This is a genomic window from Streptomyces torulosus (assembly GCF_001419765.1).
Taxonomy (GTDB): domain Bacteria; phylum Actinomycetota; class Actinomycetes; order Streptomycetales; family Streptomycetaceae; genus Streptomyces; species Streptomyces torulosus.
Window position 1 is genome coordinate 1 of record NZ_LIRK01000513.1, and the last position, 10,277, is coordinate 10,277.

Below are 10,277 nucleotides of genomic sequence, written 5' to 3' on the forward strand. Positions count from 1 at the left end.
GCGACGAGGACGTCGACGTCCGGGCAGAGGTCGGCGAGTCGGGTGATGTCGTCGGGGTCGGAGAGGTCCGCGACGACGGCGCGGGCGCCGACCTCCGCGGCGAGGGTCTCCAGCGGACCGGCCTGACGTCCGGTCACCACCAGCGTGGCGTTCGCCCGGGCGAGCCGGTGCGCGAGGGCGCGGCCGATGCCTCCCGTCGCGCCGGTGAGCAGAACTGTCGCTCCAGCGATGTGCATCGACGCCGCCTCCTGTCCAGGGTTGCCCATCACGGGCACTGCTTGGCAATAAGTTGACTCCACTTATTGAGGATTGGCAAGTCAATTGCCAGACTGGTGGCAACAGTTTTCCACGACAGTGGCTCACAAGGTGGTTCTCATGGAACAGCGGGAGATGCGCAGGATCCGTCGCGACGTCTCGGTGGTGGGGCTCGGCACCTGGCAACTGGGCGCCGACTGGGGCGAGGTGGACGAGGACGAGGCCCTCGCCGTGCTCGACGCCGCGGTGGACTCGGGGGTGACGTTCCTCGACACGGCGGACGTGTACGGGGACGGGCGCAGCGAACGGCTCATCGGTTCCTTCCTCGGGCAGCTCGGGCCCGACCGCGCCGCCCGCATCCTCGTGGCGACGAAGATGGGGCGGCGCGCCCGGCAGGACCCGGCCGAGTTCACCCTGGACAACTTCCGTGCCTGGACGGACCGTTCACGAGCCAACCTGGGCGTGGACACCCTCGACCTGGTCCAGCTGCACTGCCCGCCCACGCCCGTCTTCTCCTCGGGGGCGGTGTACGACGCCCTGGACACCCTCGTCGAGGAGGGACGCGTGGCGGCGTACGGGGTGAGCGTGGAGACGTGCGAGGAGGCGCTCGCCGCGATCGCCCGGCCGCATGTGGCCAGTGTGCAGATCATCCTCAACGCGTTCCGGCGCAAGCCGCTGGAGCGGGTGCTGCCGGCGGCCCGGGAGGCCGGCGTGGGGATCATCGCCCGCGTCCCGCTCGCCTCCGGGTTGTTGTCGGGCCGGTACCGCCGGGACACACTGTTCGGCGCCGACGACCACCGCACGTACAACCGTCGTGGTGAGTCGTTCGACGTGGGTGAGACGTTCTCCGGCGTGGACTACGAGGTGGGGGTCGAGGCGGCCGCAGAGTTCGCGGCGCTCGTACCCGAGGGGGCGACACCGGCGCAGGCCGCGCTGCGCTGGGTGGTGCAGCAACCGGGGGTGACCTCGGTGATCCCGGGGGCGCGCACACCCGAGCAGGCCCGCGCCAACTCCGAGGCGGCGCGGCTGCCCGCGCTGCCGGAGCTGACCCTGAAGGCGGTCGAGGAGCTCTACGACCGCCGGATCAGGGGCCTGGTGCACGACCGCTGGTGACAGCGGGGCCTGATGAGGAGCCCAGGCTCACGACGGTGGCCCACGGGGAGATCCCCGTGGGCCACCGTCGTGAGCGGCGGGACTTCAGACCGTGTCGAGGAGTGCGTCCGTGAAGTCGTTGCGGAATGTGCCGGACGGGTCGTACTTGCGGGCCAACTGGGCGAACGCACCGATCTGTTCGTAGAGCGCGGCGATCTCCCCCGGGGTGAGGGCGGTCAACTTGCCCCAGTGCGGTCGGGCGCCGAGCGGCATCAGGGCGTCCTCGACGTCGGCGATGAGGGGCTGGACGCGGGCCAGGTCCTTGACCCAGGTGAAGTGGAAGGTGACGGAGTCCCTCCCGTGCGCCGGGCTCAGCCAGAGGTCGTCGGCGCGGACCGTACGCACCTCCGCGATGTGCAGGGCGGGAGCGAGGCGCTGTCCGAGGCCCCGCAGAGCGGCGATCGCGGCGGGGGCGGCGGCGCGCGGCAGGTAGTACTCGGACTGGAGTTCCTCCCCGGCGCCCGGCGTCAGCTCGGGCCGGAAGTGCGGGAGCCGTTCGCACCACGGGCCCGGCACGTCGAGTTGCTCGGTGCTGAACTCCGGGGGCATACCCGGTACGGGGTTCATCGGCCGGTCGGCGGGGCGGCCGCCGCTCCAGCCGCTGTCGGGCCGGTCCAGCCTGCGCTTGAGCCAGACCTGGGCCTCGTCCCCGCCCCAGTCGGTGAAGACGCTGACGCTGTGGGCCGCGCCGGACACCGCGTCGAAGTGGGCGGCCACCTCGTCGAGCGGGACGGCGACACGGACGCGCTGTGCCATCGCGTAGCTCGGCTCGATGTCGAGGGTGAGCCGGGTGACGATGCCGAGTGCGCCGAGCGCCACCACCGCGCCCGGGAAGAGGTCCGGGTCCGCGTCCCGGCTCAGCTCGACCAGATCGCCTTCGGGGCCGACCAGTTGCAGCGCGCGGACCGACGCGGCGAGACAGCGCTGGGTGTCACCGGAGCCATGGGTGCCGGTGGCGACGCTGCCGGCGATGGAGATGTGCGGCAGCGACGCCAGGTTGGCGAGGGCGAGCCCGGCACGCTCCAGGACGGAGATGACGTCCGCGTAGCGCAGGCCCGCGGAGACGGTGACGGTCGAGGCGTCCGGGTCGAGGTCGATGGTGGGCGGCAGGGCGTCCAGGCGGACCAGGTCGCCTCTGGTGTCGGCGACTGCGCTGAAGGAGTGGCCGCTGCCGACGGCCCGTATGCGGGCGCTGTCCGCCACGGTGCGGCGCAGTTCGTCGACGCTGCGCGGGCGGTGCCAGCGCGTGGCGCCGAAGGTGAGGTTCCCGGCCCAGTTGGTGGCCGTGTCGAGCGTCATGAGTACTCCGATCAGCAGTGGTCGTGGTACCCGCGCCGCGCGGATCGCCGCTCAGCCGGCGCGCGGCGAGTGGGGCATCGCGCCGGGGCGGGCTCTGCCCCGGCCTGGTTCCGTCTCGGCTACGCGGTCGGGCCCCGGTCGATCTGGGAGGACACCTTGACGGCGACGCGGTCGGCCTCGCGCAGGACGGCGTCCCGGTAGCGGGGGCTCAGCCGTGCCACCGGGGGAAGGACGTGGCACTCGTCGGCGTCGCCGTCCGGGTGGGGCAGCGCGAAACCGGCGAGCGGCAGCACGGTCAGCTCGGCGTGGGTGTCGAACAGGGCGGCGACGTCCGGTGCGGCGGTCCGCGTGGCGGGGTCGACCGCCGCGCCGACGACCACGAGACTCCTGCCGTTCACCGTGCCGCGCACGGTTCCCAGGGCGTGGCGCGGGCCGAACCCCGCCACAGCGGCCTCCAGTTCGCGTCGTACGTCGGGCAGGACGCGGGCGGTCTCCTGCCAGCCGAAGGAGAGGGCGAGCTCGAGCTCCAGGCGGGGCCACTTGGCCAGGTAGTAGCGGTTGTTGCGCTGCGCGGTGCGACCGTTGTCCTGGACGCTGCGCAGATGCGGCAGATGCAGCCCGTACACCTCCTCGCCGAGGACGATCGGGGTGCCGGTCAGGGCCACCCGCAGCGCCCACTCCTGGTCCTCGGGCCCCCAGCCCTGGAAGCCCTCGTCGTAGGTGAGGTCGTGGCGCCGGATGGTCGCGGTGGGGGCGGCGACGAGTCCGCCGCGTGCGTAGACCCAGGGGAAGCGGTGGAAGGCGGAGGTGTTGTCGGCGTTCCAGCGGTCGTCCATCACGACGTGGTCCCGTGCCTCCAGCTCGGCGAGGACCTCTCGGTAGTGGCTGAAGGGGGCGAGTTCGACGTGCTCGACGTCCGTCTCGACCACGTCGTCGTAGCCGATCATCTGCCCGACGACGCACACGTTCTGGCCGTGCGCGTAGTGCCGTTCGTACAGGTTGTCGAGGAAGCGGGTGGGCAGCACCATGTCGGCGTCCAGGATGAGCGTCACCTGGCCGCGGGCCTGGCGCATCGCCAGGTTCCTCGCCTTGCAGAGGTTCCAGTCGTCCGCCGAGAGGGTCGAGACGATGGTGAGTCGGTCGGTGAACTCCCGGCATACGGAGACGAATTCGGGTGAGTACTCCATCGCGCCGATGAGGACCTCGAAGTCGCGGTGGTCCATCGTCTGTTCGGCCAGCGCCGACAGGACGAGGCGGATGTTGTCCAGCCGCTGCTTGTAAGGGATCACGACACTGAATTTCAAGTCATCCATACCGAGAGTGTGACCCAATGTTGCCTAACTTGGCAACACTGTGCCTGAATAGTCAGCAAGCTTTTCGGAGTCGCTCGACGAGGTGGAAGTCATGGCAGAGACAGAGAACGGCACGGTCGAGGAGACCGAGGAGAACACGGCGAAAGCCGGGCAGGGCGGGGCGGTGCGCGACGCGCCGGGCGTGCGACGGCTGCGGTGGGCGTCGATGGCGCCGTTCTTCCTGACGGGGTTCGTCTTCGCGAGCTACTTCGTGCAGATCCCCGTGTGGAAGACGGGATTCGGGCTGTCCGAGGGCGCCCTGGGCCTGCTGCTGATCGTGCCCATCCTGACCGGGCTGGTGGCCATGCAGGCGACGGGTTCGCTGGTCGCCCGGTTCGGCAGCGCGCCCGTCGTCCGGGTGGCCGCCCTCGCGCTGCCGCTCTCGCTCGTCGCGTTCGTCCCGCCGTCCTCCGCGAACTCCGTCTTCGGGTTCGTCGTCGTCCTGGCCGTGTTCGGTGCGGCCGACGGTCTGATCGACGTCTCCATGAACGCCCACGCCATCGCCGTGGAGAAGGAGACCGGACGGCACATCATGAACAGCTGCCACGCGGCGTGGAGCATCGGCTCGGCCGTGGGCTCCCTGCTCGGTGGCGCCGCCATCAAGGCCGGCCTCACGCTCACCGCCCACTACGCCGCCGTCGGCGCGGCCATGGTCGCGCTGGCCCTCGTGGCGGGCAGGTCTCTGCTCCCGGCCAGGACCGATCGCGTCGGGAAGGCAGCGGCGGGTGAGGCGAAGGAGCGCGACACCGGTACGACGACCCGCGCCGGTGTGCTGTCCGGGTGGTCGACCCGGCTGCTGCTCCTCGGGCTGACCGGCACGGTCGTCCTGGTGTGCAGCGGTGTCGTCGGCAACTGGGGCGGCGTCTACCTCCACGAGAAGCTCGGCGCCACCCTCGCCACGGCCTCCCTCGCCTATATCGCGTACAGCGCCTGCGAGGCGGGCGGGCGGCTCGTCGGCGACCGACTGCACGCACGGTTCGGGGCGCGGGCCCTGGTCAACCGGGGCGGCGCCATCGCCGTCGTCGGTCTCACGGTCGTCGTGCTCGCGCCCGGCCCCGTGACCGCCGTCGTGGGCTTCGCGCTGTTCGGTCTCGGGCTCTCCGTGCTCGTGCCGGTCATCTTCAGCTCCGTCGGCCACGGGGGCGACGACCTGGATGCCGGGAGCGCGGCGCACGCCCTGGCGAAGGTCAACACCATGACGTACAGCGGCCTGTTGATCGGCCCGGTCCTCGTCGGCTGGTTCGCGGGCGCCTTCGGGCTGCGCACGACCCTCGCCGGGCTGCTCGTCCTGCTGGTCGTGACGCTCGCGGCGGGGCTGCGGAAGGTGTGACCCCGCACGACCCGACAGGAAGGGGCGGTACGGCCATAAGCCGTACCGCCCCTTCGGCGCGGGGCCCGGCGGCGCGGTCGCCCCGCCGGGCCCGTGCGTCCCGTTACGCGAGCGTTGACGAGACCGCAGCCGGTGCCTGCCCGGCGGCGTCATCCGTGGGTGCCGTCATCGCGTCCAGGCGGGTGAACCGGTAACCCCGTTCGAGCAGGCCCTCGATCATGACGGGCAGTGCGTCGACCGTCTGGGAGCGGTCGCCGCCGCCGTCGTGCAGCAGGACGACGGAGCCGGGCCGCGCCTGGTCGAGCACGACCCGGGCGACGGTGTCGGTGCCGGGCATCGACCAGTCGTCGGGCACCACGTCCCACAGGGCGGTCGTCAGCCCGGACTCGGCGAGCCAGCCGAGGACCTCCGGGGTGCGCGACCCGTACGGCGGCCGGAACAGGGTCGGCGCCGGCCCGCCGGACGCCTCGGCGATGGCCTCCTGGGTGCGTTCGATCTGCTCCGTGAGCTGGGAACGCGTCAGCTCGGGCAGGAACGGGTGCGACCAGGTGTGGTTGCCGAACCCGTGTCCCTGCTCCCGCATCCGGGTCAGGATGTCCGGGTGGGCGCGGGCGTTCATGCCGACGCAGAAGAACGTCGCCGGCACGCCGTAGCGTCCGAGGACGTCCAGGACGCGTTCGGTGTTGCCCGGCTGCGGCCCGTCGTCGAAGGTGAGCGCGATCTCCTTGCGGTCGCGCCCTCCGTGGCTCACCAGAAGACCGTCGGCGGTCAGCCGTGCCACCTCGGACGTCGTGCCCGCGATCCACGCCTCCAGCTCCGGCTCCCGGCCGGTCTGGGTGCCGCGGGTACGGACCAGACGGGCCAGGGCCGAGGGGGCTCCGGCGGCGGCCCGGGCGATCGCGGCGGCCGGGGCCGACCCGAACGCCGTTCTCGACGGCAGGAGATGGGGGTCGGCCCGGAACACCGTGAGGCCGGCGGCCATGAGTCGGCCGTCGAGTATCCCGTTGGTGCTCTCCACCACGGTGACCAGCCGCTCCTGGCCGAGGCCACGCAAGTGCCCGACCAGGTCGGCGATCCGGTCCGCGCCGAACCGCGCCCGGGGCGCGGCCGCCGCACCGGACTCGTCCACCACCTCGATCTCGTAACCGCCCGCGTCCCAGGCGATTCCCGCGTACAGCATGGGGTTCCTCCTCCGATCGTGACGGCGGGGGTTCACACGGACCTGACGTACTCCGAGAAGTGGCGCTCCGCGAACAGTTCGGGCCGGCCCCGGTCGAGGCCGAGGGCCCGGGCGCGCCGCAGCATGTGCCGCCAGTACGGCTTCACCGGCGGCCACGCGGTGCCCACCTGGCAGTACGAGGCGTCGACGAAGTAGCGGTCCTTGCCGCGCTGCCCGCCGGGCAGGGCGCGGCGGGCGTGGAACAGCGCGGAGTGCACGACGACGGTGGAGCCGGGCGGCAGGTGGTCGATGACGACCTCGCCCGGCAGTTCGGCGGTGCCCAGGCGGGCGCGGGCGTCCTTCTCGGCGACGTCGAGGTGCGAACCCGGCAGCACGACCAGGGAGGAGGTGTCGCTGTCGAGGCCGTCCAGGTAGTGCAGTGTGTGGATCATGGTGTGGCGGCGGTCGGTCTGCGGCCGCTGCTCGTAGTCGTGGTGCCAGTCCTTGCCCGGCAGGTCGGGCTTCTGCCGGTCGCTGTGCAGGTGGTGGAAGACGAAGTCCGGGCCCATCAGCTGGGTGAGCACGTCCAGCAGCGGCGCGTACGTGAGGAGTTCGCCGTGCGCCGCGAGTTCCAGCTCCATGACGGGCGGCAGGCCGTGGGTGACGGGGTCGACGCAGGAGGCGATCGACTTCTCCCGCAGCCCCGAGTCGACCCAGTGGTCGGCCTCGTTCCGCAGCCGGGAGGCCAGGCCGTCGGGCAGGAAGCCCGGCAGGATCACATAGCCGAGCCGCGCGAACGACTCGATCTGCTCGTCGCTCAGCGACGACGTCCGTTCGAGGGGGAGGGTGAGGTGCGGAGTCATGAAGGCGCTCTCCATTTCGCGGTGTTGATGGATGGCGATGTGTGGGGGGCTGGTTCGGGTCCCGGCCGTGGGAAGTGCTGTCACGTGATCCGGGAGAGGGGCCCGGTCGCCGCCTCCGGACCGGGGCACGCCGAGTCCGCCGGTGAGGGCCGGCGGACGGGGCGGGGCGCTCCGGGGAGAGCCGGGCGTCGTGCGGCCGAGGCGCGGTGACACGGTCGCCGCGCTCGTGAGGCGGACGCCGCGGTGGACACCGGACGCCGACGCGCCCGGGGAACCCGGCCGTCGGGGACCAGGGCCCGGGTCGGAAGCCGCCGGGGGCACGAGCACATGGGGTGCGGGCTACGTCGTCGGTGCGATCACGTCAGGCGCGATCCCCTGGGATGCAGTCAGCACGGGCCCGTCGCTCCCCGGCGGAGTCCCGCCTCCAAGAGGTCCGCGACGAAGGGGACTTGGGCGAGGGACGTACTCGGCGGGTGCGTGGCACACGGAGATGCCGGCATCCGCGGCGCGTACGTCGGTGTTCAGGGAAGCGGTACGGCGCGGGACGACAGGACGACGGCTTGACGGCCGCTCAGGTGCCTGACCGACGAGGGCGCCGGACGCGCCGGCACGATGAGCATGGCCGGAACGTGGCCGCTTGACGCTGTCCTGCCGGTCTTCGGGCAGCAGAGGGAACAGCGGCCGACGGGACGGGAACGGGTCGGGAGGCACAAGTTTGCCTGACATATGACATCAGGCGTCCCCGGCCGGGTTGGGAAGGGGAATCCAGGTCGCGCGGTCGACGCGGAGTGAGGCCCGGGCATACGGCCCGCTGGGGCCCCATGTCGGCATCGTTGTCATCCCGGCGTCCCGGCTCCGAGGGACTGCGGGCTCCCTGAGTGCTCACCCTGCGTGGGCGGCGACGGTGTGGGCGCGATCCGGCCGTGGTTACGGCCAGTCAATGTCCTCGTTGCCAGCAGAGGCAGAAGAGAAAGCGCTCTCCTTCTTGGGCCAGTCAATACCGCCGTCACTACCGGCGGCATGGGTGACAGCGCTCGCCTGCTTGGGCCAGTCGATGTCCCCTTGCGAGACGGAGGGCAGAGCCCCCAGAGTGATCACGGAGAGGGCGGCGACGGACACGGTGCGGAAACGCTTGTGCATAACAGCTCCTCTAGCGAAAACACAGGTGGGTGCGGACTTCGAGGTTCCGTGGAACCCGAAGCGATCCCAACCTAACCGGCCCGCCCGACGCTTGGCAACAAGTTGCCTGAGATTGACAAGAGCGTGCCAAGAGTCGAAGGGGGTCTTCCGGATGCCTTGGCAAGGAGGTGGGCAAGTTGCTTGCTGAGTCGGTCCGATTGGCACTAGACTCCCAGGTAGATCAGTACTTTGGCTGCTCGCCGAGAGTCGCGGGGGAGGTGGAGCCGCATACCTGTCACCGCACGCTAAGTGATAGTGAGACTTATATGCTGGAACAGCCGACTTTCGGCCGACGCCTCAAAGAGTTGCGAGTGGAGCGCGGTCTGTCGCAGGCCGCCCTCGCGGGCGAGGAGATCTCCACCGGTTACCTGTCACGTCTGGAGTCAGGCGCGCGACAGCCCACGGAGCGGGTGGTGACCTACCTCGCCCAGGTTCTGGGTGTCGATCGCTCCGCCTTCGACACCCCGCCGAGCGGAGGTTCCCTCGCGCAGGCCCTGTCCATCGCCACGTCCACGGACGGCGACGAGGGCATCGAGAACCTCATCGCCGTGCTCGGCCAGGTCCGTGAGGAGGCCCCGTTCCTGCGCTGGCAGGCGCTGTGGCTGATCTCCCGCTACTGGCAGCGCCGCGGCCGACGCGACGAGGAGCAGGCCTGCCTGGAGAAGCTCGCCCGAGTCGCCGACGAACTCGCCCTGCCCGAACTGCAGTGCAGGGCCGGCTCCCAGCTCGCCCGTTCGCTGCGCTCGACCGGTGAGGTGACGCGCGCGCTCGGCATCGCCGTCAACGCCTACCAGCTCGCCAAGGGCGCCGGACTGTCCGTCACCGACACCGGTGGCGCACTGCTCACGCTGGTCTCCGTGGAAGCGGAGGCCGGACGGCTGCCCGACGCCCGGGCACACGTCGACGAACTGGTCCAGCTCGTCGAGGGACGGTCCGATCCGCTGGCCGCCGAGGCACTGTGGTCGGCCGCCACCGTACGGTTCCGCCAGGGCGACCACGAGGTCGCGCGGAACTACCTCGAACGTGCCATGAAGGAACTGGACAGCAGCGTCGATCTGACGCTGTGGGCGCGCCTGCGGCTGGCCGCCGCCTCCCTGCACCTGCAGAGCACACCCCCGCAGACCGAACGCGGCCGCGCCTGCCTCGACGAGGCGGCCAGCGCCCTCGCCCTGGTCGGCACGCCGGTGCTGCGCCAGGAACTCCTCACCCTGCAGACGCATCTGGCCTTCGAGGAGGGCCGGTACGCGGACGCCCGTGCCCTGCACGACCAGCTGCACAGCGACGAACTGCGCCTCACCTATCGGGACCAGGTCCGGCTCCACATCCTCGACGCCCGCCTGATGCTTCTGGAGGGCCGCGAGGCGGAGGGCATCCACCGGCTGAAGGAGCTGGGCGAGCAGGCCCGTCAGCAGTCCAACATCGACCTGGCCGCCGAGATCTGGCGCATCCTCGCCGAATCCCTGGAGGACGCCAGCAGGGCGCGCAACAACGCGGGTTCCTGACCCGCGACTTCGAGCCCTACCGGCGTACCTCCCCTTCCCTGGCTTGCCCCACCCCGGCCTCTCCGACGCCGCCCACCTCGGCGCGGGGAGGCCGGGGTTGTCGTGTCGTGGGTGTACACGCCTTTACGGCCCGCCGGATGGTCCGGCGGGCCGTTGCGGTCGAGGGGTGCAGTGGGGGTGTGGGGG

The 10,277-nt window shown here is 71.4% G+C and carries 9 protein-coding genes; 3 read left to right on the forward strand and 6 right to left on the reverse strand.

Annotated features, from left to right (window positions below; all coding sequences use genetic code 11):
- Positions 1-236 (reverse strand): SDR family NAD(P)-dependent oxidoreductase (locus tag AOK23_RS31535; protein ID WP_157878212.1); only part of this gene is annotated, 236 nt, incomplete at its 3' end.
- 139 nt (positions 237-375) lie between these two features.
- On the opposite strand from AOK23_RS31535, the gene AOK23_RS31540 reads away from it, so the two are divergent.
- Positions 376-1,368: an aldo/keto reductase gene (locus tag AOK23_RS31540; protein ID WP_055715978.1), complete on the forward strand. Its 993-nt coding sequence runs from the start codon at positions 376-378 to the stop codon at positions 1,366-1,368.
- Between the two features lie 84 nt (positions 1,369-1,452).
- Here AOK23_RS31540 and AOK23_RS31545 read toward each other — a convergent pair whose 3' ends face one another.
- Positions 1,453-2,706, reverse strand: coding sequence for a D-arabinono-1,4-lactone oxidase (locus tag AOK23_RS31545; RefSeq protein ID WP_055715979.1), 1,254 nt, complete (start codon positions 2,704-2,706; stop codon positions 1,453-1,455).
- A 119-nt stretch (positions 2,707-2,825) separates the two neighbouring features.
- A complete protein-coding gene (locus AOK23_RS31550) occupies positions 2,826-4,019 on the reverse strand; it encodes a glycosyltransferase (RefSeq protein ID WP_055715980.1) in 1,194 nt (397 codons plus the stop codon).
- A 91-nt stretch (positions 4,020-4,110) separates the two neighbouring features.
- Between AOK23_RS31550 and AOK23_RS31555 the strand changes: the two genes are divergently transcribed.
- Positions 4,111-5,388: an MFS transporter gene (locus AOK23_RS31555; protein WP_055715981.1), complete on the forward strand. Its 1,278-nt coding sequence runs from the start codon at positions 4,111-4,113 to the stop codon at positions 5,386-5,388.
- Between the two features lie 103 nt (positions 5,389-5,491).
- Here AOK23_RS31555 and AOK23_RS31560 read toward each other — a convergent pair whose 3' ends face one another.
- The 3 genes from AOK23_RS31560 to AOK23_RS31570 all read right to left on the reverse strand — a co-directional run bounded on the left by AOK23_RS31560 (position 5,492) and on the right by AOK23_RS31570 (position 8,550).
- The gene (locus AOK23_RS31560; protein ID WP_055715982.1) at positions 5,492-6,568 is read right to left on the reverse strand and encodes a polysaccharide deacetylase family protein; all 1,077 of its coding nucleotides are present in this window, start codon (positions 6,566-6,568) and stop codon (positions 5,492-5,494) included.
- 32 nt (positions 6,569-6,600) lie between these two features.
- Positions 6,601-7,410, reverse strand: a complete 810-nt coding sequence (locus tag AOK23_RS31565) for a phytanoyl-CoA dioxygenase family protein (RefSeq protein WP_079049820.1) — start codon at positions 7,408-7,410, stop codon at positions 6,601-6,603.
- A gap of 927 nt (positions 7,411-8,337) precedes the next feature.
- On the reverse strand, positions 8,338-8,550 hold the full coding sequence (locus tag AOK23_RS31570; RefSeq protein WP_055715983.1) for a hypothetical protein: 213 nt from the start codon (positions 8,548-8,550) through the stop codon (positions 8,338-8,340).
- 305 nt (positions 8,551-8,855) lie between these two features.
- Between AOK23_RS31570 and AOK23_RS31575 the strand changes: the two genes are divergently transcribed.
- Positions 8,856-10,091, forward strand: a complete 1,236-nt coding sequence (locus AOK23_RS31575) for a helix-turn-helix domain-containing protein (protein WP_055715984.1) — start codon at positions 8,856-8,858, stop codon at positions 10,089-10,091.
- Positions 10,092-10,277 lie beyond the last annotated feature (186 nt).

Coding starts and splice junctions, on each gene's coding strand:
- AOK23_RS31540 (WP_055715978.1), top strand. CDS start 376: ATGGAACAGCGGGAGATGCGCAGGATCCGTCGCGACGTCTCGGTGGTG.
- AOK23_RS31545 (WP_055715979.1), bottom strand. CDS start 2,706: ATGACGCTCGACACGGCCACCAACTGGGCCGGGAACCTCACCTTCGGC.
- AOK23_RS31550 (WP_055715980.1), bottom strand. CDS start 4,019: ATGGATGACTTGAAATTCAGTGTCGTGATCCCTTACAAGCAGCGGCTG.
- AOK23_RS31555 (WP_055715981.1), top strand. CDS start 4,111: ATGGCAGAGACAGAGAACGGCACGGTCGAGGAGACCGAGGAGAACACG.
- AOK23_RS31560 (WP_055715982.1), bottom strand. CDS start 6,568: ATGCTGTACGCGGGAATCGCCTGGGACGCGGGCGGTTACGAGATCGAG.
- AOK23_RS31565 (WP_079049820.1), bottom strand. CDS start 7,410: ATGACTCCGCACCTCACCCTCCCCCTCGAACGGACGTCGTCGCTGAGC.
- AOK23_RS31570 (WP_055715983.1), bottom strand. CDS start 8,550: ATGCACAAGCGTTTCCGCACCGTGTCCGTCGCCGCCCTCTCCGTGATC.
- AOK23_RS31575 (WP_055715984.1), top strand. CDS start 8,856: ATGCTGGAACAGCCGACTTTCGGCCGACGCCTCAAAGAGTTGCGAGTG.